This is a genomic window from Curtobacterium sp. SP.BCp (genome assembly GCF_051903255.1).
In the GTDB taxonomy this organism is placed as follows: Bacteria; Actinomycetota; Actinomycetes; order Actinomycetales; family Microbacteriaceae; genus Curtobacterium.
This window is the reverse complement of sequence record NZ_CP194338.1, coordinates 1,108,449-1,129,166: the sequence shown is the minus strand read 5'-3', so window position 1 is coordinate 1,129,166 and position 20,718 is coordinate 1,108,449. Positions and strand designations below refer to the sequence as shown.

Below are 20,718 nucleotides of genomic sequence, written 5' to 3'. Positions count from 1 at the left end.
CGCCGGGGGTCAGCGCTCGTCGACCAGGGCGGTGCGCCCGTCCCGCACCCGGACCGCATCGTCGCCCCGGACCACCCACACCCGCAGGAAGTCCACCCGGAACGTGGAGAACCGACCCGGCTCGTCGGCGAGCAGGCGACGGAGCGCAGGACGCAACGGGAACCGCTCGTCCGCTCCGGCGACGACGACCCCGAAGTCCCCGCGCGCCGCCGCGTCCGTGGACGCACGACGTCCGGTCCAGTGCGAGAACGCGGCACGCGGCGACCCCGCGACGAGGATGCGGTCGTCCGACGGCACACCGCGGTGGTCGAGTGCGGCGCTCAGCCGGGCGAACCCGGTGTCCCGGCTCTCGGCGACGGTGCGGACCACGACCACGGCGGGGAGCACGGTGACGGCGACGGCCACGAGTGCGACGACGGTCGTCCACGGAGGGCGCAGCCGGGCGGCCCGGACGAGCCCGGTCGCCGCGAGCGCGATCGTCCAGGGCATCCACGCGTCGTAGTAGTACGGCAGGGCGACCTGTGCCGTGCAGTAGAAGACCACCAGGGCGGCGAGGGCGATGCCGAGCACGCCGACGAGCGGGTCGGGCCGGACCAGCACGGCGGCGAGGAGCCCGAGCACGAGCACGACGACGGTCGGCCAGCCGACCCCCTCGACGACCCGGGCGGCGTTCGCCCACCAGGGCGCGAACTGGTACTGGCGGCCGAGCAACGTCGTCGTGTGGCCGTTCACGTCGTGCGCCGTCTGGAACGCCAGCATGAACCGGATCGCCCGGACCCCTCCGACCGGCAGGTAGACCGCCGCGAAGACGACGAGGAAGGACACCGCGGCGACCGGCGCGCCGATCGCGTACGCGCGCCACCGTCGGTGGAGGGCGGGCAGCGCGGCGATCGCGAGGAACACGACCGCGGTGGACACCTTCGACGTCACGGACAGGGCGAACAGCGAACCGGACAGCGCCCACCACCCCGCGGACCACCACCGACCGTGGTCGTCGTCCGGCTCCCGGGTCACCGCGTGCCACGCGACCGCGACGGCAGCCACCGCGAAGAAGACCATGAGCGGCTCGAGCAGCGCCAGTCGGTCGATCCGCACGCCGGCACCGGAGGCCACGTCGGCCCACGTGGCCGCGGCCGCGCGCGGGGTGCACCACCACCACCCCGCGGCCGCGAGCGCACCCCAGAACCCGATCGGTCGACGCAGCCAGGCGAAGAGCACGACCCCGGTGCCGAACGAGGCCGTGGCCGCGACGACGCGAGCTGCGCCGACGCCCTCGCCGAGGACGAGCTGCGCGAGACCGTAGAGGTACTTCGCCGTGGGCGGGTGCTGCAGGTTGCCGGTCAACGCCCCGTGCACGTACTGCCACCCGGCTCCGGCGTAGGTGAACTCGTCCACGTACTCGGTCTGTCGCCCGAGGTTCGCGTACGCGACGTACACCCCGGCGACCACGACCACGACCAGCGCGACGGCCCTGGCCGCGGTGCGGCGTTCAGGGCTGCGGAGGACGAGGTGCACGGCGCTCGATCGTAGTGACCAGCCCGGGGCCGTGGCCCGTGGCAGAGCAGTGCGTTCCCGCGGAAGCGCTCAGGCACCGGCCCGATCGGAGCCGCGCCGAGCGCGTGCCGGACGGACCGGGCTCGCGTGGCGAGCGTGCGTCAGGCGGCGTCGAGGCCGTCCGCGACGGGCGTGAGCGCCGCCGCGACGTACTCGACGAGCGGACCCCTGCCGACGCCGTCACCGACCCACACGCCGAACGCCGCCGCGGCCGCACCGAGCATCGCGCCGGACACCGTCTGGGGCCAGAGCGCCCCGGCCCGGTCGCCGGTGCGGCCGGCGACGAACGCCGCGACCGCGCCGTGCTGCTGCATCACCCGTGCGGCGACGCTCGCCACGAGCTCGGGGCCGATCCCCATGACCTCGGCCTGCGCGACGGCCCACGGCACCCGCTCCGGGTCGTGCTGGCGCGCCGCGGCGAGCAGGGCGTCCTCGACGGCACGCACCGGGCTCGGCTCGGCGGACGCGTCGAGCAGCCCGGGGATCGCGGCGACCGCGGCGTCGAGCTCGAGCCACATGACGTCGGACTTCGCGGCGAAGTAGTTGAAGAACGTCGCGCGACTCACCCCGGCACGTGCGGCGATCTGGTCCACGGTGGTCCGGCCGTACCCCTGCTCGAGGAAGAGCTCCGCCGCAGCGTCGGCGAGGACGTCGGCGCTGGACCGGCGTGGCCGGCCACCGCGGCGAGCACGGTCGTCGTCGCCACGCTCGAGGTCCATGCGCCCAGTAAACCGCTAGACTCGACCAGCCATGAAGTTGGACTCAGTACAGAAAAGCCGCGCGCGCGTCGCGGCCTCCCTGGCGGGCGCCGCCACGATCCTCCTGGCCGTCACCGCCTGCACCGGCGGCGGAGGCGGGTCGACGAGCAGCACGCCGGTCGCGGGCGGGACCCTGGTCTACGCGTCCGGCGACGCCGAACCGACCTGCCTCGACCCGCACGTCGGCGGCAACTACCCGCAGGCGCTGCTGTCCAGTCAGTACATCGAGGAGCTCACCGCGCTCGAGGACGGCCGACCCGTCCCCGCGCTCGCCGAGTCGTGGAAGACGAGCAGCGACGGCACGACCCTGACCTTCCGGCTCCGCGACGACGTGACCTTCACCGACGGCACCCCGTTCGACGCCGCCGCCGTGGTGGCGAACATCGAGCACGTGCAGGACCCGAAGACCGCGTCGAGCACCGGGTACCTCGCCCTCCAGTCGATCAAGAAGGCCACCGCGACCGACGACCACACGGTCACGCTCACCCTGAGCCGTCCGGACAGCGCCCTGCTCGAGTCGTTCTCGCAGCCCTGGGTCGGCATGGAGTCCCCGAAGGCGCTCGAACGCTCGCAGGCGCAGAACTGCGAGTCCCCCGTCGGCACGGGGCCGTTCCGGATCACGGACTGGAAGCACGGCGACCGGGTCACGCTGGAGAAGAACGCCGACTACACGCCCCTCGGCAAGCCGGCCGGCAGCACCACCAAGCCCCGGTTGAACGGCATCACCTGGCGCTTCTTGCCCGACTCGACCTCGCGCTACGCGGCACTGCAGTCCGGCCAGGTCGACGTCATCGACAACGCCCAGCCCGACCAGATCCGTGCGGCGGGGGCCGGTGGGTCGATCCGCGACCTCGACGCCCCGCGCCCCGGCGCCTCCAACCGCCTCGAGCTGAACTCCGGCCACGGTGTGTTCCAGGACGAAGCGGTCCGCGAGGCCTTCATCCACGGCGCCGACGTCGACCCTGGCATCAAGTCCCTGTTCCTCGGCACCGCGAAGCGCTCGTACTCGCTGCTGTCGAGCGTCGAGCCGTTCGCCTGGTCCGCCGACGGCGAGGAGCTCTTCGACCACGACGCCTCTCAGGCCGGCAAGCTGCTCGACGAGGCCGGGTGGAAGAAGGGCTCGGACGGCATCCGCACGAAGGACGGCAAGCGTCTGACGGTGACGTTCCCGGTGTCGACGAACCAGTCGATCCCGGCCGAGCGGAGCCTCTTCCAGCAGATCCAGGCCTCCGAGAAGGCGATCGGCTTCGACGTGCAGATCAAGGAGCTCGACCTGTCCAGCTGGTACGCGGCGCTCGCGGCGAACCAGTACGACGTCGTCAGCGCGCCGTACACGAAGGTCGGTGCGGACGTCCTCCGCATCCTCTACGACAGCGCCAGCATCAAGCCAGCGCCGTCCGGGTACTTCGCGAACCTCGCCCAGCTCGACGACCCGACGGTCGACTCGCTCCTCGAGCGCGCCGCACGCACCGCCGACACGCACGACCGCGGCGAGCTGTACGAGCAGGCGCAGAAGGACATCCTCGCGAGCGCGACGGTGCTGCCGCTCTACGACCAGCAGAACCACTTCCTCGTTTCCACGAAGGTGCACGGTGTCCAGACCACGGCCGTCTCGACGCCCTGGTTCGGCTCGGCCTGGATCGACCGCTGACGCGCGCCCTGACGGGCGACGACCGGACTGGAGGCACGGCATGACCCCGACGCGCCCCCGCGGCTCCGGCGCGTGGTCGCGGTGGACGCTGTGGGGCCTCGGTCGCCTGGCCGGCGGCATCGGTGTGCTCTGGGCCGTCGCCACGATCGTGTTCGTCGCGATCCGACTCATCCCCGGTGACCCGGCCCTCGCGATCCTCGGCGGGCCGGGGTCGCAGGCGTCGGCCGCCGCGGTCGACCAGGTCCGGCACGAGTACGGACTCGACCAGCCGCTCCTCGTGCAGTACGCGGTGTTCCTCGGCCGACTCGCCACCGGGCAGCTCGGCGACTCCTACGCGTTCCGGACCCCGGTCGCGACGCTCCTCGCCCAGGAGCTCCCCGTCACGCTGACCCTGGCCGTCACCGGGCTCGTGGTCGCCTGGGCGCTCGCGCTCGTCGCCGCCTGGTGGTCGACGCAGCGCGGTCGGGTCGCCGCCGGGATCACCGGGGCGATCACCGTCACCGCCAGCGTCGTCCCGCACTTCTGGCTCGGCAGCGTCCTCATCGTCGTGTTCGCGACCGCGCTCGGGTGGGCCCCCGCGGTGAGCGACGGCACGGTCCGCGGCTGGGTGCTCCCCGTGGTCACGGTCGCGGTCCCGGTCGCCGGGTACCTCGCCGAGACGGTCCGCGACGGCATCGTCGACGCGCAACGCTCCGCCTTCGCCCTCGCCGCCCGGGGTCGCGGCGAGCACCGGCTCGGGGTGTTCCTGCGGCACTCGCTCCGCCACGCCGCACTGCCCGGCCTCGCGCTGTCCGCCTGGGCGTTCGGTTCACTGGTGTCCGGGGCCGTCGTCGTCGAGTCGGTCTTCGCCCTGCCGGGCATCGGGCGCGCTCTGGTCACCGCGGTGACGCAGCGGGACATGCCCCTCGTCGCCGGGATCGCGCTCGTGTCGGCGGCCGCGTACGTCGTCGTGCTCGCGGTCGCCGACCTCGCCGAGCGCGCGGTCGACCGTCGACCCCGTCGTCCCGGCGCCGTCAGGACGAGACGTGGTCGAACCCGGACGGCGGTCGTCCGGTGAGCGGCATCCTCGACCCCGCCGTGTCGCCGGACGACACGACCGCGACCCGCGCTCCGTCCGGGGGTGCCGAGCGACGCCGTGGGGGGACGCTCGGCACCGCCGGATGGGTCGCGACCGCGGTCGTGGTCCTCGCCGTCGTCGCCGCCGTCGCGCCCGGGGTGCTCGGCGGTGCGCACCCGCTCGCGGTCCACCCCGACGAGGCCCTGCTCCCGCCGTCCGGGGCGCGTCCGTTCGGGACCGACGAGTCCGGCCGGGACGTCCTCGCCCGCGTCGTCGCCGGCACGCGTGCATCGCTCGTCGTCGGCGTCGCGGCCACCCTCGTCGGAGCCGTCACGGGGGTGCTGCTCGGGCTCGTCGCCGCGCTCGGCGGCCGGGTGCTCGACGCCGTCGTGGGCCGTGTGACGGAGGTCGCGTTCGCCCTCCCGCTGCTGCTCGTCGCCCTCGTCGTGATCGCCGTCACGGGGCCGGGCCCGGTCCCGGCCGTGCTCGCCGTCGGGTTCGCGACCGCGCCGGGCTACGCACGGATCGTCCGGGGCCTCGTGCGGACCGCCCGGGAGTCGCAGGTCGTCGAGACCGCGGTCCTGCTCGGCCGCTCCCCCGCGCGGATCGTCGTCCGCCACGTCCTGCCCGCCGCGCTCTGGCCCGTCGTCGCGGTCGGCACGCTCGGCGTCGGACAGGCGGTGGTCTGGGCGTCGGCGCTCAGCTACCTCGGCGTCGGCACCCCGCCGCCGGCGCCCGAGTGGGGCGCGATGCTCGCGGACGGCCGGACGTACCTGCAGACCGCACCGTGGATGAGCACCTTCCCCGGACTCGCGATCGTGGTGCTCGCCACCGCCGTCACCGTGCTCGGCCGTGCGCTCCGACGACGGGGTGACGCCCGGTGACCGCGGTCCTGGCGGTCGACGGGCTCTCGGTCACGATCGACGGCGTCCGCATCGTGTCCGACGTCTCACTGCACATCGAACCGGGCGAGTGCGTCGCGCTGGTCGGGGCCTCCGGCTCGGGCAAGACCGTGACCGCCCGAGCCCTCCTCGGGCTCTCCGCCGACCGGGCGGTCGTCGACGCGGGACGGCTCGAGGTCGCCGGCACCGACGCCCGGACCCTGCGGGAGCGCGGCTGGCGGAAGCTCCGCGGTGCGTCGGTGGGGTACGTCGGTCAGGAGGCCCTCGGCGCCCTCGACCCGCTCCGCCCGGTCGGTCGCGAGGTCGGGGACGCCCTGCGACTGCACGCGTCGATGACCGCCGCCGAACGGGTCGACGCCGTGCGGGCCGCGCTCGCGGGCGTGGGGCTCGATCCCGAGATCGCGACGGACGGACGGCTCGCCGGGACGCTCTCGGGCGGCATGCGGCAGCGGGCGCTCATCGCCGCCGCGACCATCGGCTCCCCCGCGCTCGTGGTCGCCGACGAACCGACGACGGCGCTCGACGCCGGGGTGGCCGTCACGGTGATGGAGCAGCTGCGCCGAGCGCAGCGAGGCGGTGCCGGGCTGCTCGTCATCACCCACGACCTCGGGCTCGTCGCCGGGTGGGCCGACCGCGTGGCCGTCGTGTCGGACGGGCACATCGTCGAGCAGGGTCCGGTCGCGCGGGTGTTCTCCGCACCGGAGCACCCCGCCACGGCAGCCCTCGTGCACGCCGCGCGGGCCGGGGCGAGCGGTCCTGCGACCCGGGCGACCGCCGACACCCCCGACACCGTCGTCGTGGCCGACCGCCTCGACCGCCACTTCGACGACACCGCTGCCGTCCGGGACGTCTCGTTCGCCCTCGACCGCGGACGGGTGCTCGGCGTCATCGGCGCCTCGGGATCGGGCAAGACGACGCTGGCACGCATCCTGCTCGGCCTCGAGACCCCGGACGCCGGCTCCGTGACGCTCGACGGTGCGCCGTGGGCTCCGCTCCGCGAGCGCGACCGTCGTGCGCGCCGGCACCGGGTCGCCGCGGTGGTGCAGGATCCCGGCGCCACGTTCGACGAACGGTGGGACGTCGAACGGGTGCTCGCGGACGCGTTCTCGCGCGGCGCGGAACGACGGGCCCGTGGCGACCTCGGCAGCCGGGTCGACGCCGCGCTCCGGCAGGTCGGGCTCGACCCGGCACTGCGGTCCCGGTCGCCGCTGACCCTCTCCGGCGGCCAGCGGCAACGGCTCGCGATCGCCCGGTCGCTCGCCACGGAGCCCGAGGTCCTCGTGCTCGACGAACCCGTCACGGCGCTCGACGCGACCGTGCAGGACGCCGTCCTCGGGCTGCTCGAGCGGCTCCGCGACGAGACCGGCGTGGCGATGGTGTTCGTGTCGCACGACCTGCGGACGGTCCGGCGGATGGCCGACGACGTGCTCGTGGTGCACGAGGGCGCCGTCGTCGAGCACGGTCCCGCGGCGACGGTCCTCGCTCGCCCGGCGCACCCCGTCACGGCGCGGCTGCTGCACGCCGCCGAGGTCCTCGCCACCGGCCCCGCGGCCTGACGCACGCTCCACCACCGGATCCGAGACTCGGCCCCGCGGACGGTTCCGCGGTCGGACGCTCGCGAAACTGTCCGCCCACCCGAGACTCGGGGCAGCGCGGCAGCGGCACCAACGCGACCAGATGACGGAGGCGCGGTGCGGGACGGACCCGCACCAGGGCCCACGCCGCCGGTTCCGGACCGACGCGCCAGCGGCGGGCCGGCCGTGCCGGTGGGGAGCCTCCAGGCCGATCGTCAGGAGCCTGCGGGCTCCTTGTGCTCGTCACCCGACGTCGGGGCGTCGCCGCTGATGATCGGGATCTCGCTCGTCGAGAAGTCCTTCGCCCACTCGGACTGCGCGAGGTCGGACTCCGGGTCGTTGTAGTCCTCGATGACCGCGGCGACCTCGTCCTCGTGCGCGACGGTGGGGCCGGAGCCCATGAGCGGCGTCGCGGCGGTCTCCTTCGTGAAGTACACCGCCACGAGGCCGATCACGGCCGCGAGCATGAGGTAGAACGCGGGGATGTCCTCGGCCCAGCCGTACCCGGCGTCCTTGGCCGCGTTGATGAGCGCCGAGGTCGCCAGCGGGGTCGTGCCGCCGAACAGCGAGACCGACACGTTGAACGCGATCGCGAGGGCGCCGTATCGGATGATCGTCGGGAAGAGCGCGGGCAGCGTCGACGGCATCGTGGAGGTGAAGGTCACGAGCACGAGGCCGAGGATGAGCAGGCCGAAGAACACGCCGATGCCGGTGCCGCTCTGGACGAGCTTGAGCGACGGCCACGACAGCAGGATGAAGCCGATGCAGCCGGCCGCGAGGACCGGACGACGCCCGAACTTGTCGGACAGCCGTCCGCCGAACGTGATGACGACCATCATGAGGATCATCACGATGACGATCAGGATGAGGCCGAACGTGGCGTTCTGCCCGAGGTTCTGCTCGAGGTACGTCGGCATGTAGGACAGCAGCATGTAGTCGGTCACGTTGAAGACCAGGACGAGGCCGATGCAGATGATGAGCCCGCGCCAGTTCTCCGCGAAGAGCTTGAGGAACGGCGTCTTCTGCGACTCGCGCTCGGCGGCCTGCTCCTGCTGCTTCTGGAAGGCCGGGGTCTCCTCGAGCTTGAGCCGCAGGTACAGGCCGATGAGCCCGAGCGGTCCGGCGACGATGAACGGGATGCGCCAGCCCCAGCTGAGCAGGGCCTCCTCGGAGAGGCCGAACTGCAGGCCGGTGACGATCGAGGCGCCGAGCACGTAGCCCGCGAGCGTGCCGAACTCGAGCCACGAGCCCATGAACCCACGGCGCTTGTCCGGTGAGTACTCGGCGATGAAGGTCGCGGCGCCGCCGTACTCACCACCGGTCGAGAAGCCCTGCACGAAGCGGGCGACGAGCAGCAGGACCGGGGCCCAGAAGCCGATCGACTGGTACGAGGGGATCAGGCCGATCATGAGCGTGCCGGCGGCCATCAGGATCATCGTCAGCGCGAGGACCTTCTGCCGGCCGATCTTGTCGCCGATGGGTCCGAACACCGCGCCGCCGATCGGGCGGACGATGAAGGCCGCCGCGAAGAAGCCGAACGTCGCGACGATGTTCGCAGCAGGGTCGCCCTTCGGCAGGAAGACCTGCGAGATCGTCACGGTGAGGTACGCGAAGATGCCGAAGTCGAACCACTCCATGGCGTTGCCCAGGGCGGCGGCCGCGACGGCGCGCTTGAGCAGCGACTCCTCGACGACGGTGACGTCGTCCTTCGTCAGCTTGCGGCGGGCGCGCTTCACGGCGCCCTTCGTGCGCAGCGGCCGATCGCCGTTCGCGTGTGCTTCGTTCGGTGCCAATTCGTTCCTCCGGTAGTGCTGTGTCTTGCCTTCGGGCGCCCGGCGGAAGCGTCACTGCAGTCCTCGCGAACCCCGCGTCCGCCGGACAAACTCCGACAGACTATCAAACGCCCGGCGTGTCCGTCAGGTCGGTGTGGTAGCGGCCGTCGGCGATGACGGTCCGAACCGCTACGATCAGGGATACCGCGCGATGCGTGCGGACACTCAGGCACCTCACCACGGACTCGGTGCCGCACATACCGATCGAAAGGCGCTGCCATGACGAAGCCCATCCCCGACAAGCCGACCGTCGACGGTCTCGAGGACGCCTGGGGCCCCGTCTGGGAGCAGGACGGCACCTACCGCTTCGACCGCGACAGCGCGACGAAGGACGCCGTCTACTCGATCGACACCCCGCCGCCGACCGCCTCCGGCTCGCTGCACATCGGTCACGTGTTCTCGTACACGCACACCGACCTCAAGGCCCGGTACGAGCGCATGCGCGGCAAGCACGTCTTCTACCCGATGGGCTGGGACGACAACGGCCTCCCGACCGAGCGCCGCGTCCAGAACTACTACGGCGTCCGCTGCGACCCGCAGCTCCCCTACGACCCGGCGTTCGTCCCGCCGTTCGAGGGTGGCGACAACAAGTCGAGCAAGGCCGCCGACCAGCTGCCGATCTCCCGCCGCAACTTCATCGAGCTGTGCGAGCGCCTGACCGTGCAGGACGAGCAGCAGTTCGAGCACCTCTTCCGCACGCTCGGCCTGTCGGTCGACTGGACCCAGTCGTACCGGACCATCGACGACACCTCCCGCGCCAGCGCGCAGCGCGCCTTCCTCCGCAACCTGGAGCGCGGCGAGGCCTACCAGGCCGACGCGCCGACACTCTGGGACGTGACGTTCCGCACGGCGGTGGCCCAGGCCGAGCTCGAGGACAAGGAGATGCCCGGCGCGTACCACGGCATCGCCTTCCACCGCACCGACGGCGGCGACGACGTCGTCATCCAGACCACCCGCCCGGAGCTGCTCGCCGCGTGCGTCGCCCTCGTCGCGCACCCGGACGACGAGCGCTTCCAGGACCTCTTCGGCACGACCGTGCGCTCGCCCCTGTTCGACGTCGAGGTCCCGGTCCTCGCGCACCACCTCGCGCAGCAGGACAAGGGTGCGGGCATCGCGATGGTCTGCACCTTCGGTGACACCACCGACGTCGTGTGGTGGCGCGAGCTGCAGCTGCCGAACCGCGCGATCATCGGCTTCGACGGTCGCGTGCGGTCGGACGAGCCGACCTGGATCGAGAGCGCCCGCGGCAAGGAGCTCTACGCCGAGATGGCCGGCAAGACCGTGTTCTCCGCGAAGAAGGTCGTCGTGGACGCCCTCACCGAGTCCGGCGAGCTGATCGGTGACGTCAAGACGATCAACCACCCGGTGAAGTTCTTCGAGAAGGGCGACAAGCCGCTCGAGATCGTCTCGACCCGCCAGTGGTACATCGTCAACGGCGCTCGCGACGAGCAGCTGAAGTCGACCCTCCGCGCCCGCGGCGAGGAGATCGCGTTCCACCCGGACTTCATGCGCGTCCGCTACGACAACTGGGTCGGCGGGCTCTCCGGCGACTGGCTCATCTCGCGCCAGCGCTTCTTCGGCGTGCCGCTGCCGGTCTGGTACCCGCTCGACGGCGACGGCAACCCGGTGTACGACCAGCCGATCGTCCCGACGGAGGCACAGCTCCCGGTCGACCCCGCGTCCGAGCCGGCCCCCGGCTACGAGGAGTCCCAGCGCGGTGTCGCGGGTGGCTTCCAGGGCGAGCTCGACGTCATGGACACCTGGGCGACGTCGTCGCTGACCCCGCAGCTCGCGGGCAAGTGGGAGTCCGACCCGGCGCTCTACGACCTCGTGTTCCCGTACGACGTCCGGCCGCAGGCGCAGGACATCATCCGCACCTGGCTCTTCACGACGGTGCTGCGCAGCCAGCTCGAAGCCGACGTCGCGCCCTGGAAGCACGCGAGCATCTCGGGCTTCATCGTCGACCCCGACCGCAAGAAGATGTCGAAGTCGAAGGGCAACGTCGTCACGCCGCTGTCGATCCTCGAGCAGCACGGTGCGGACGCGGTCCGGTACTGGGCGGCCTCGTCGAAGCTCGGCACCGACGCGGCGTTCGACCCGCAGAACCCGAAGCAGATCAAGGTCGGCCGTCGTCTCGCGATCAAGGTGCTCAACGCGGCGAAGTTCGTCTACGGCTTCCCGCTCCCCGAGGGCGCCCACGCCGTGACCGAGGCGCTCGACGTCGACGTGCTCGCCGAGCTCGGCACCGTGATCGAGCAGGCCACGACAGCGTTCGACGCCTTCGACCACGCCCGCGCCCTCGAGGTCACCGAGCGCTTCTTCTGGACGTTCTGCGACGACTACCTCGAGCTCGTGAAGGAGCGCGCCTACGGCACCGCGGCGGACGCGACGCACGAGACCCAGGCGAGCGCGGTCCTGGCGCTGCGCGCCGCGATCGACGCGCTGCTCCGTCTGCTGGCACCGTTCCTCCCGTTCGCGACGGAGGAGGTGTGGGCCTGGACCCACGAGACCAGCGTGCACCGCGCACAGTGGCCGACTGCGAGCGGCCTGGCGGCCGCCGCGGGGCCGGGTGCAGCTGACCGGCTCAGTGCTGGGCCGACCGGCCTGCTCGCGGCCGTCGGGCAGGCGCTCATCGGCATCCGCGGTGCGAAGACCGCGGCGAAGGCCTCGCAGAAGACGCCGGTGACGCGTGCCGTCGTCGCGGCCCCGGCCGAGACGCGGGCGCTCCTCGAGCGTGCGGCGGTCGACCTCGCGGCCGTCGGCCGCATCGCCGACCTGTCGTTCACGGACGGGTCGGAGCTGGCCGTCACCGAGATCGAGCTGGCGGACCAACCGGCGTAGGGTCGCGTGGGTCGGCCGGGTCGCGTCCGCGACCGGCCGGCCCACACCGGACGGGAGGCACGGATGCAGTTGGGTACGCGATGGAGCGTGGGTGGGCAGCCACCCGCGCGACTGCCCGAGACGATGGTCGTCGCCGTGCGCGGCGTCGAGGACGAGCTCGCGACGGAGTCCGTCGACACGGCGACGTGGGGCTGGACCCTGACGTTCCTCGAGGGCAAGCCGATCGTCGAGCTCGACGACGGCACGTCGATCCACCTCGACCCCGCCGGTCACGCACAGGTGACGAACCCGGACGACGCGCCGGAAGAGGACTGAGCGGCGCACCGGGGACGCGTCCGCACACGCGCGCCACGTCCGACCGTCGACGCCGTGCGCCGTCGACGCCGTGCGCCCTACTTCGTGAGCCAGCCGAGCAGGACCTCGTTCACCTCGGCGGTGTGCGTCGTGAGCAGGCCGTGCGGCGCGCCCTCGATCTCGACGTACTCGGCGTGCGGCAGCGCCTTGGTGAAGCGGCGGCCGGTGGCGTCGATCGGGAGGATGTTGTCCGACGTGCCGTGCACGATCAGCGCCGGGACGGTGACCTTCGGGATGTCCTGACGGAAGTCGGTCGGCCAGGTCAGCGGTGCCGCGGCGGAGGCGATCGAACCCGAACCCGCGGCGACGTTCCAGGCGTTGCGGACCTGCTCCTCCGAGATCCGCGAGCCGAGGTTCTCCGACAGGTTGAAGAAGTCCTGGTAGAAGTTCGTGAAGTACGCGTACCGGTCCTTCTTGACGTCCGCGGCGATGCCCTCGAAGAAGGACATCGGGCCGGCGCCGTCCGGGTTGTCGTCGGTGATCGCGAGGTACGGCTCGAGCGAGGCGAGGAAGGCGACCTTGGCGATCCGGTCCTCTCCGTGGCGGGCGATGTAGCGGGCGATCTCGCCGGTGCCCATCGAGAAGCCGACGAGGATCACGTCGCGCAGGTCGAGGGTCTCGAGGACCGCGTGGAGGTCGTCGGCGAAGGTGTCGTAGTCGTAGCCGGTCGAGGGCTGCGAGGACTGCCCGAACCCACGACGGTCGTAGGTGACGACGCGGTACCCGGCGTCGAGGAGCGGCGGGACCTGCCCCTCCCACGAGTTGCCGTCGAGCGGGAAGCCGTGGATCAGCACGATCGGCTGCCCGGTGCCCTTGTCCTCGTAGTGGAGCGCGATGTCGACGCTGTTCTCGGTCCCGACGGTGATGCTGCCCATGGTCCTGCCTCTTCCCTGAAGGATGGAGAACGGTCGTTCTCCGCGATGTCGCCTACACTAGAGAACGATCGTTCCCCGCGCAACTCGGGAACGGTGAACACGCAGGGAACGGGGTACGACATGGTCACCAGCACGGTCGAAGCCGACACCAGGGCGCACATCGTCACGGTCGCCGACGAGCTGTTCTACGCGCGCGGCATCCAGTCGGTCGGGATGGACGAGATCCGCAGCCGTGCCGGGGTGTCGCTCAAGAAGCTCTACGCGGCGTTCCCGGGCAAGGACCAGCTCGTCGCAGCCGTCCTCGCCGGTCGGCACGACTACTGGGAACACGGGATCGCCGAGGCCGTGGCCGCGGCGTCCTCCCCGCGTGACCGGCTGCTCGCGATGTACGACTTCCTCGAGCAGTGGTTCGGCGACGACACCTTCCGGGGCTGCGGCTTCATCAACGCGTTCGGCGAGCTCGGTGCGACGTCTCCTTCGGTCGCGCGGATCGCCCGCGAGCACAAGGAGTCGTTCCAGCGGTCCGTCGCCGAGCTCGCGGCCGATGTGGTGCCCGACCGCGAGATGGCCGGGGAACTCGCCGCGCAGCTCGCGCTGCTCGCCGAGGGCGCCCAGACCACCGCGGCGATCGCGGGCGACGCGTCGCCCGCGGGCCACGCACGCCGGGCCGCCGCCGTCCTGATCGACGCGGCCACACGCGCCTGAGACGCGGGCCGACAACGGGCTGGAGGCGCGGGTCGGGCCCGCCCCGCGCCTCCAGTCCGACCCGGCGCAACGCCACGAGCGCCCGCCCGACCGCAGCCCGCAGTCCGTAGGGTGGCGACATGGCAACCCCGTTCGACGAACCGAGCACCCTCCCCTACGCCCTCCCGCCGTTCACCGACGTCCGGCTCGAGCACTTCCGACCGGCCTTCGACGCCGGCATGGCCGAGCAGCGCGCCGAGGTCGAGGCGATCGCCACCGACCCCGACGAGCCGACGTTCGAGAACACCCTCGTGGCCCTCGAACGGTCAGGGCAGCGTCTCGCGCGCGTGAGCCACGTGTTCTTCACGCTGTCCTCGGCGGACTCGACGCCCGAGCTGCACGACCTCGAGGCCGAGGTCTCGCCGCTCCTCGCCGCCCACCGTGACGCGATCACGCTCGACGGCCGCCTCTACGCCCGCATCGACGCGGTCCGTGGTGGGCTCGACGCGCGGGACGACCTCACGGACGAGGACCGTCGCCTCGTCGAGCGCACGCACACCGAGATGACCCTCGCCGGCGCAGGACTCGACGAAGCCGGCAAGGAGCGCCTCACCGCGATCAACCAGGAGCTCTCGACGCTCACCACCACCTTCGAGCGGAACCTGCTCGAGGACACGAACGACCTCGCCGTGCACGTCACCGACGGGGACGAGCTCGCAGGGCTCGACGACGGCGCGAAGTCCGCGGCCGCCGGAGCCGCAGCGGACCGCGGGCTCGACGGCTGGCTCATCACGCTGCCGCTCTACACCGGGCACCCGTGGCTCGGGTCGCTCGCCGACCGAGGGCTGCGCCAGCGGATCATGGAGGCGTCGCTCTCCCGCGGACGTCGCGGCAACGAGCACGACAACCGGGACGTCCTGCTGCGGATCGTCCGACTCCGTGCCGAGCGCGCGGAGCTGCTCGGCTTCCCGAACCACGCGGCCGTCGTCACGGCCGACGAGACCGCGGGGACGCCAGAGGCCGTCGACGGGCTGCTCTCCTCGCTCGTCGGCGCCGCCGCCGCCAACGCGGACGACGAGCGGGCCGTACGGTCCCAGGTCGTCGGGTTCGACGTCGAGGCGTGGGACTGGGCGTACGCGACCGAGCTCCTCCGCGGCCAGCAGTTCGCCGCCGACAGCTCGGCCCTCCGCCCGTACTTCGAAGCCGACCGGGTGCTGCACGACGGCGTCTTCCACGCTGCGAACGCCCTCTACGGCTTGACGTTCACCGAGCGCCCGGACCTGCACGGCTACAACGACGAGGTCCGGGTCTTCGAGGTCCGCGACGAGTCCGGGGACGAGGTCGGGCTCTACCTGCTCGACCTCTACACGCGGGACGGCAAGCGCGGCGGTGCGTGGATGAACCCGGTCGTGGAGCAGTCCCACCTGCTCGGCACCCTGCCCGTCGTGGTGAACAACCTCAACGTCGCGAAGCCCGCCGCCGGCTCCCCCACCCTGCTCATCCAGGACGAGGTCGAGACGCTCTTCCACGAGTTCGGGCACGCGCTGCACGGGCTCATCGCTCGCACCACGTACCCGCGGTTCTCCGGGACCAACGTCGAGCGTGACTTCGTCGAGTTCCCGTCGCAGGTGAACGAGATGTGGGTGTCGTGGCCGTCGGTCCTCGCGAACTACGCGAAGCACCACGAGACCGGTGAGCCGCTGCCGCCCGAGCTCGTCCTGGGGCTCAGCGAGTCCGAGGGGTTCAACGAGGGGTTCTCCACGACGGAGTACCTCGCCGCCGCACTCCTCGACCAGGCCTGGCACCGACTCTCGGCTGCGTCGGCCGCTGCGGTCACCGGCGTCGAGGCCTTCGAGCGTCAGGCGCTGCAGGACGCGGGCATCGCCGTCGAGGCCGTCCCGCCGCGCTACTCGTCGACGTACTTCGCGCACACGTTCTCGGGCGGGTACGACGCCGGCTACTACGGGTACATCTGGTCCGAGGTGCTCGACGCCGACACCGTGGAGTGGTTCCGCGACAACGGCGGGCTCTCACGCTCGGCCGGCGCGCGCTTCGCGGAGAAGCTGCTCGGCGTCGGCGGATCGAAGGACCCGCTCGAGGCGTACCGCGACTTCCGCGGGCGCGATGCCGAGGTCGGGCCGCTGCTCCGTCGCCGCGGGCTCGAGTAGCGCGCGGCGCTGCGGCGCGCGGCGCGCCGCGTCGGCGCCAGCGGATCGAACCACGAAACCGACGTCGAACCCACCTGCGAGGGCGGTTCGACGTCGGTTTCGTGGTTCTACGCGACGGGACGCGACGCGGCGCCGCCGGGCCGTGCGCTACGCGGACTTCTCGATGCGCTTCGCGCGCGGCCGCGGCACGATCGTCGGCGCCGCGTTCTCGAGCACGGACTCGCGGGTGATCACCACGCGTGCGACGTCGTCGTCCGAGGGGACGTCGAACATCACCGGGCCGAGCACCTCTTCGAGGATGGCGCGGAGGCCTCGGGCGCCCGTCTGGCGCAGCACGGCGAGGTCGGCGATCGCCTCGAGCGCGCCCCGCTCGAACTCCAGCTCGACGCCGTCGATCTCGAACATCCGCTGGTACTGCTTCACGAGCGCGTTCTTCGGCTCCGTGAGGATCTGCATGAGCGCGGCCTGGTCGAGCTGCGACACCGTGGTCACGACGGGCAGACGACCGATGAACTCGGGGATGAGGCCGAACTTGTGGAGGTCTTCCGGCAGGACGTCCGCGTAGAGGTCCTGCTGGTCGAGCGGGCTGTGCAGCGGAGCACCGAACCCGATGCCACGCTTGCCGACCCGCGAGGACACGATGTCCTCGAGCCCGGCGAACGCCCCGGCCACGATGAACAGCACGTTCGTCGTGTCGATCTGGATGAACTCCTGGTGCGGGTGCTTCCGGCCGCCCTGCGGCGGGACCGAGGCCGTCGTACCCTCGAGGATCTTGAGCAGCGCCTGCTGGACACCTTCGCCCGAGACGTCACGGGTGATCGACGGGTTCTCGGCCTTCCGGGCGATCTTGTCGACCTCGTCGATGTAGATGATGCCGGTCTCGGCGCGCTTGACGTCGTAGTCGGCGGCCTGGATGAGCTTGAGGAGGATGTTCTCGACGTCCTCGCCGACGTACCCGGCCTCGGTCAGGGCCGTGGCGTCGGCGACGGCGAACGGCACGTTGAGCCGCTTCGCGAGCGTCTGCGCGAGGTACGTCTTGCCGCAGCCGGTCGGGCCGATGAGCAGGATGTTCGACTTCGCGATCTCGATGTCGTCGCGGTCCTCGGCGGCGGTGATCTGCCCCTGCGCCCGGACGCGCTTGTAGTGGTTGTAGACCGCGACGGCCAGCGCACGCTTGGCGGGGTCCTGCCCGATCACGTACTCCTGCAGGAAGTCGAAGATCTCGCGGGGCTTGGGGAGCTCGAAGTCGCCGCTCGTGGTGTCCTCGCCGGCCTCGGCCAGGCGCTCCTCGATGATCTCGTTGCAGAGCTCGACGCACTCGTCGCAGATGTAGACGCCCGGGCCGGCGATGAGCTGCTGGACCTGCTTCTGGCTCTTGCCGCAGAAGGAGCACTTGAGCAGGTCAGCGCTCTCTCCGATGCGTGCCATGTGCGTGCCCTCCCTCGGCCGTGCGACGACTCCGTCGGAACCGACGCCTGACGATCCTCCCGGTGCTGATCCACCGGCTGTGTCCGAGCCTAACCGCAACCGACGACAGCCACCGCGACGCCCGGCCGGTTTCGCGATGCGCGTTCGCCCAGGGCGTTCGATCCTGCTACCGTGTCCGAGTCTTCTCTACAAGTTGTAGAAGTCCCGGAAGGAACACCATGCCCAAGCGCGTCGCCGTCCTCGGTGCGGCAACCCTCGGCGTCACCGCCGCGATCGTCCTCGGCACCGCCGCGGCCGCGAGCGCCCACGTCGAGGCCACCGCCACCTCCACCGCGGCGGACTCCTACACGACCGCGACGTTCTCGGTCCCGCACGGCTGCGACGGCTCCCCCACGACGAAGCTGACGTTCCACGTCCCGGAGAGCATCATCGAGGTGACCCCGACTGTCAACCCGAACTGGACCATCACGAAGACCACCGAGCCGTACACCAGCCCCTCGGCCTCCGCGGACGACGAGTCCACCGAGGACGCCGGCCAGCGCGTCACCAGCGTCACCTACGCGGCGAAGACCCCGCTCCCCGCCGACGAGCGCGACACGTTCTCGCTGTCGTTCTCCCTGCCCGACGGCAAGGCCGGCGACCGCGTCGAGATCCCCGTCACGCAGACCTGCGAGAAGGGCTCCACCGAGTGGGACCAGCAGCAGCAGGACGGCAAGGCGGAGCCCGAGCACCCCGCCCCGTCGATCGTCCTGACCAAGGCCGTCGCCACCGAGGCCGACGGTGACCCGGTGGAGACCTCGACCGCCGCCTCCGAGACGTCGAGCACGGCCAGCGGACCGGACCTCGTCGGGCGCTTCCTCGGCCTCGGCGGACTCGTGCTCGGCGCGGCCGCCCTGGTCGTCGCCGTCGCCTCGACCCGCCGACGGACCGGCAAGTGACCGCTCGCCTCCACGGACCGGCCGCGCGTGCGCCGCGCGGCCGGTTCCGTGCTGCCGGGAGGCTCGTGGCCGCGTCTGCCACGGTCCTCGCGATCGCGGGCGGTGCGGTCCTCGGACTCGCGGCACCGGCGAGCGCACACAACTACATGATCGCCTCGACGCCGAAGGTCGACGGGACGCTGACGTCCCTGCCGAAGGCGTTCGAGATCACGACGAACGACAAGCTCCTCGACATCGGCGGGTCGAACGCCGGGTTCGCGTACCGGATCGTCGGACCGGACGGGAAGTACTACGAGGACGGCTGCCTCGACGTCGACGGGCCCTCGATGACCACGAAGGCCGCGCTCGGCTCCTCGGGCAAGTACACGGTCGAGTGGCAGATCGTCTCCGCAGACGGGCACACCGTGTCGGACGAGTACACCTTCACCTGGAAGGCACCGTCTGGGTTCTCCCCGGCGTCGGGCGCGTCCGAGCCACCCACGTGTGCGACGGCGTCCGGCGAGTCCTCCGAGGCACCGACGAACGGCACCGCGTCGGGCTCGGGCGACTCGGCAACCACGGACGCGCTGTTCATCGGCGCGGGCGGGGTCGTCCTGGTCGGCGCGGTCGTCGCGGTGCTGCTGCTCCTCCGCCGACGCCCGGCAGCGTCGTCGCCCGACGACCCCGACGAGGACTGACGCCGACGCGCCGGACCCGCACCGTGCCTCCCGGCCGGCCCGCAACGCACGAAGGCCCCGCACCGGACGGTGCGGGGCCTTCGTGCTGCAGCGCTACTTGACGAGCGCCGGCAGGTTCTTGCGGCTGGTCAGGACCTGGTCGATCAGGCCGTACTCCAACGCCTCTTCCGCGGACATGATCTTGTCGCGCTCGATGTCGTTGTTGACCTGCTCCGGCGTGCGGTTCGAGTGCTTCGACAGCGTCTCCTCGAGCCAGGTGCGCATGCGGAGGATCTCCGCCGCCTGGATCTCGATGTCGGACGCCTGCCCGCCACCCTGCTGGGTCGCCGGCTGGTGGATGAGCACGCGGGCGTTCGGGAGCGCCAGTCGCTTGCCGGGGGTCCCGGCAGCGAGGAGCACCGACGCCGCCGAGGCAGCCTGACCGAGGCAGACCGTCTGGATCTGCGGACGGATGTACTGCATCGTGTCGTAGATCGCCGTCATCGCGGTGAACGAGCCACCGGGCGAGTTGATGTACATGACGATGTCGCGGTCCGGGTCCATCGACTCGAGCACGAGCAACTGCGCCATGACGTCGTCGGCCGACGCGTCGTCGACCTGGACACCGAGGAACACGATCCGGTCCTCGAAGAGCTTCGCGTACGGGTCCTGCCGCTTGTAGCCGTAGGCCGTGCGCTCCTCGAAGCTCGGGAGGATGTAGCGGTCGGACGGAGCCGGGACGTTCTGCGCGCCACCGAGCATGGGGAGGTGCATTCTCGTTTCCTTTTCTTCGGTGGTGGTCAGTTGGACTCGGGCTCGGCAGCCGAGGTGGGGGTCTCACCGTCACCGACGGTGCCACCGCCGCCCACGACCTCGTTCGAGGACGCCCGGAGGTGGTCGACGAAGCCGTACTCGAGGGCCTCCTGCGCCGTGAACCAGTTGTCCCGGTCGTTGTCCTTGAGGATCTGCTCGATCGACTTGCCGGTCTGCTCAGCCGTGAGCTCGGCCATCCGCTGCTTCATGTCGAGGATGACCTTCGCCTGCGTCTGGATGTCGGCAGCGGTGCCGCCGAAGCCACCCGACGGCTGGTGCAGCAGCACGCGCGCGTTCGGGGTGATGTAGCGCTTGCCCGGGGTGCCCGACGAGAGCAGGAACTGCCCCATCGAGGCCGCGAGGCCGATGCCCACCGTGACGATGTCGTTCGGCACGAACTGCATCGTGTCGTAGATCGCCATGCCGGCGGTGATCGAGCCACCGGGCGAGTTGATGTAGAGGTAGATGTCCTTCTCAGGGTCCTCAGCCGCGAGCATCAGCAGCTTCGCTGCGATCTCGTTCGAGTTGTCGTCGCGGACCTCGGAGCCGAGCCACACGATCCGGTCTCTCAGAAGGCGGTCAAAAACACTGGGGTTCAGTGTCGCTTCGGCCATGGAAAAGCTCCCGTTCAGT

The 20,718-nt window shown here is 71.6% G+C and carries 17 protein-coding genes; 10 read left to right on the top strand and 7 right to left on the bottom strand.

Annotated features, from left to right (window positions below; translation table 11 throughout):
• Positions 1-9: 9 nt before the first annotated feature.
• On the bottom strand, positions 10-1,515 hold the full coding sequence (locus tag ACRQ4C_RS05625) for a hypothetical protein (RefSeq protein WP_439690424.1): 1,506 nt from the start codon (positions 1,513-1,515) through the stop codon (positions 10-12).
• A gap of 140 nt (positions 1,516-1,655) precedes the next feature.
• Entirely contained in the window at positions 1,656-2,273 is a 618-nt protein-coding gene (locus tag ACRQ4C_RS05620; protein ID WP_290132362.1) for a TetR/AcrR family transcriptional regulator, read from the bottom strand.
• Between the two features lie 31 nt (positions 2,274-2,304).
• Here ACRQ4C_RS05620 and ACRQ4C_RS05615 point away from each other — a divergent pair, with 31 nt between their 5' ends.
• Genes ACRQ4C_RS05615 through ACRQ4C_RS05600 form a run of 4 tightly spaced genes read left to right on the top strand, consistent with a single transcriptional unit; the run spans position 2,305 to position 7,478 of the window.
• Positions 2,305-3,963, top strand: coding sequence for an ABC transporter substrate-binding protein (locus ACRQ4C_RS05615; RefSeq protein ID WP_439690423.1), 1,659 nt, complete (start codon positions 2,305-2,307; stop codon positions 3,961-3,963).
• A 40-nt stretch (positions 3,964-4,003) separates the two neighbouring features.
• Complete coding sequence (locus ACRQ4C_RS05610) at positions 4,004-5,020, top strand: ABC transporter permease (RefSeq protein WP_439690422.1); 1,017 nt, start codon at positions 4,004-4,006, stop codon at positions 5,018-5,020.
• Positions 5,017-5,904, top strand: a complete 888-nt coding sequence (locus tag ACRQ4C_RS05605) for an ABC transporter permease (protein ID WP_439690421.1) — start codon at positions 5,017-5,019, stop codon at positions 5,902-5,904. Before ACRQ4C_RS05610 ends, ACRQ4C_RS05605 begins: the two co-directional genes overlap by 4 nt.
• Positions 5,901-7,478, top strand: coding sequence for an ATP-binding cassette domain-containing protein (locus ACRQ4C_RS05600; protein WP_439690420.1), 1,578 nt, complete (start codon positions 5,901-5,903; stop codon positions 7,476-7,478). Before ACRQ4C_RS05605 ends, ACRQ4C_RS05600 begins: the two co-directional genes overlap by 4 nt.
• Positions 7,479-7,711: 233 nt before the next feature.
• Here ACRQ4C_RS05600 and proP read toward each other — a convergent pair whose 3' ends face one another.
• Positions 7,712-9,289, bottom strand: a complete 1,578-nt coding sequence (proP, locus tag ACRQ4C_RS05595) for a glycine betaine/L-proline transporter ProP (protein WP_290132367.1) — start codon at positions 9,287-9,289, stop codon at positions 7,712-7,714.
• A gap of 258 nt (positions 9,290-9,547) precedes the next feature.
• Between proP and valS the strand changes: the two genes are divergently transcribed.
• A complete protein-coding gene (gene valS / locus ACRQ4C_RS05590; protein WP_439690419.1) occupies positions 9,548-12,169 on the top strand; it encodes a valine--tRNA ligase in 2,622 nt (873 codons plus the stop codon).
• 87 nt (positions 12,170-12,256) lie between these two features.
• Positions 12,257-12,484 (top strand): hypothetical protein, encoded by a 228-nt coding sequence (locus ACRQ4C_RS05585; RefSeq protein ID WP_290132369.1) that lies wholly within the window; start codon positions 12,257-12,259, stop codon positions 12,482-12,484.
• Positions 12,485-12,561: 77 nt separating this feature from the next.
• On the opposite strand, the gene ACRQ4C_RS05580 is transcribed toward ACRQ4C_RS05585, so the two are convergent.
• The gene (locus ACRQ4C_RS05580; RefSeq protein ID WP_290132370.1) at positions 12,562-13,398 is read right to left on the bottom strand and encodes an alpha/beta fold hydrolase; all 837 of its coding nucleotides are present in this window, start codon (positions 13,396-13,398) and stop codon (positions 12,562-12,564) included.
• Positions 13,399-13,518: 120 nt separating this feature from the next.
• Between ACRQ4C_RS05580 and ACRQ4C_RS05575 the strand changes: the two genes are divergently transcribed.
• Together ACRQ4C_RS05575 and ACRQ4C_RS05570 are read left to right on the top strand one after the other, a co-directional pair.
• On the top strand, positions 13,519-14,103 hold the full coding sequence (locus ACRQ4C_RS05575; protein ID WP_439690418.1) for a TetR/AcrR family transcriptional regulator: 585 nt from the start codon (positions 13,519-13,521) through the stop codon (positions 14,101-14,103).
• A 119-nt stretch (positions 14,104-14,222) separates the two neighbouring features.
• Positions 14,223-16,250, top strand: a complete 2,028-nt coding sequence (locus ACRQ4C_RS05570; protein ID WP_439690417.1) for a M3 family metallopeptidase — start codon at positions 14,223-14,225, stop codon at positions 16,248-16,250.
• Positions 16,251-16,397: 147 nt separating this feature from the next.
• On the opposite strand, the gene clpX is transcribed toward ACRQ4C_RS05570, so the two are convergent.
• A complete protein-coding gene (gene clpX, locus ACRQ4C_RS05565; RefSeq protein ID WP_439690416.1) occupies positions 16,398-17,678 on the bottom strand; it encodes an ATP-dependent Clp protease ATP-binding subunit ClpX in 1,281 nt (426 codons plus the stop codon).
• A gap of 218 nt (positions 17,679-17,896) precedes the next feature.
• Here clpX and ACRQ4C_RS05560 point away from each other — a divergent pair, with 218 nt between their 5' ends.
• Both ACRQ4C_RS05560 and ACRQ4C_RS05555 read left to right on the top strand, forming a co-directional pair.
• The gene (locus tag ACRQ4C_RS05560; protein ID WP_290132374.1) at positions 17,897-18,616 is read left to right on the top strand and encodes a YcnI family copper-binding membrane protein; all 720 of its coding nucleotides are present in this window, start codon (positions 17,897-17,899) and stop codon (positions 18,614-18,616) included.
• On the top strand, positions 18,613-19,293 hold the full coding sequence (locus ACRQ4C_RS05555; protein ID WP_439690415.1) for a copper resistance CopC family protein: 681 nt from the start codon (positions 18,613-18,615) through the stop codon (positions 19,291-19,293). Before ACRQ4C_RS05560 ends, ACRQ4C_RS05555 begins: the two co-directional genes overlap by 4 nt.
• A 93-nt stretch (positions 19,294-19,386) precedes the next feature.
• Here the strand turns inward: ACRQ4C_RS05555 and ACRQ4C_RS05550 are convergent, their stop codons facing one another.
• Together ACRQ4C_RS05550 and ACRQ4C_RS05545 are read right to left on the bottom strand one after the other, a co-directional pair.
• Entirely contained in the window at positions 19,387-20,046 is a 660-nt protein-coding gene (locus ACRQ4C_RS05550; RefSeq protein WP_290132376.1) for an ATP-dependent Clp protease proteolytic subunit, read from the bottom strand.
• A gap of 26 nt (positions 20,047-20,072) precedes the next feature.
• A complete protein-coding gene (locus tag ACRQ4C_RS05545; protein ID WP_290132377.1) occupies positions 20,073-20,699 on the bottom strand; it encodes an ATP-dependent Clp protease proteolytic subunit in 627 nt (208 codons plus the stop codon).
• Positions 20,700-20,718 lie beyond the last annotated feature (19 nt).

What these genes read in the sequence shown, in the direction of transcription:
- ACRQ4C_RS05620 (WP_290132362.1), bottom strand. Translation starts at nt 2,273, where the DNA reads ATGGACCTCGAGCGTGGCGACGACGACCGTGCTCGCCGCGGTGGCCGG.
- ACRQ4C_RS05615 (WP_439690423.1), top strand. Translation starts at nt 2,305, where the DNA reads ATGAAGTTGGACTCAGTACAGAAAAGCCGCGCGCGCGTCGCGGCCTCC.
- ACRQ4C_RS05610 (WP_439690422.1), top strand. Translation starts at nt 4,004, where the DNA reads ATGACCCCGACGCGCCCCCGCGGCTCCGGCGCGTGGTCGCGGTGGACG.
- valS (WP_439690419.1), top strand. Translation starts at nt 9,548, where the DNA reads ATGACGAAGCCCATCCCCGACAAGCCGACCGTCGACGGTCTCGAGGAC.
- ACRQ4C_RS05580 (WP_290132370.1), bottom strand. Translation starts at nt 13,398, where the DNA reads ATGGGCAGCATCACCGTCGGGACCGAGAACAGCGTCGACATCGCGCTC.
- ACRQ4C_RS05575 (WP_439690418.1), top strand. Translation starts at nt 13,519, where the DNA reads ATGGTCACCAGCACGGTCGAAGCCGACACCAGGGCGCACATCGTCACG.
- ACRQ4C_RS05570 (WP_439690417.1), top strand. Translation starts at nt 14,223, where the DNA reads ATGGCAACCCCGTTCGACGAACCGAGCACCCTCCCCTACGCCCTCCCG.
- clpX (WP_439690416.1), bottom strand. Translation starts at nt 17,678, where the DNA reads ATGGCACGCATCGGAGAGAGCGCTGACCTGCTCAAGTGCTCCTTCTGC.
- ACRQ4C_RS05560 (WP_290132374.1), top strand. Translation starts at nt 17,897, where the DNA reads ATGCCCAAGCGCGTCGCCGTCCTCGGTGCGGCAACCCTCGGCGTCACC.
- ACRQ4C_RS05550 (WP_290132376.1), bottom strand. Translation starts at nt 20,046, where the DNA reads ATGCACCTCCCCATGCTCGGTGGCGCGCAGAACGTCCCGGCTCCGTCC.
- ACRQ4C_RS05545 (WP_290132377.1), bottom strand. Translation starts at nt 20,699, where the DNA reads ATGGCCGAAGCGACACTGAACCCCAGTGTTTTTGACCGCCTTCTGAGA.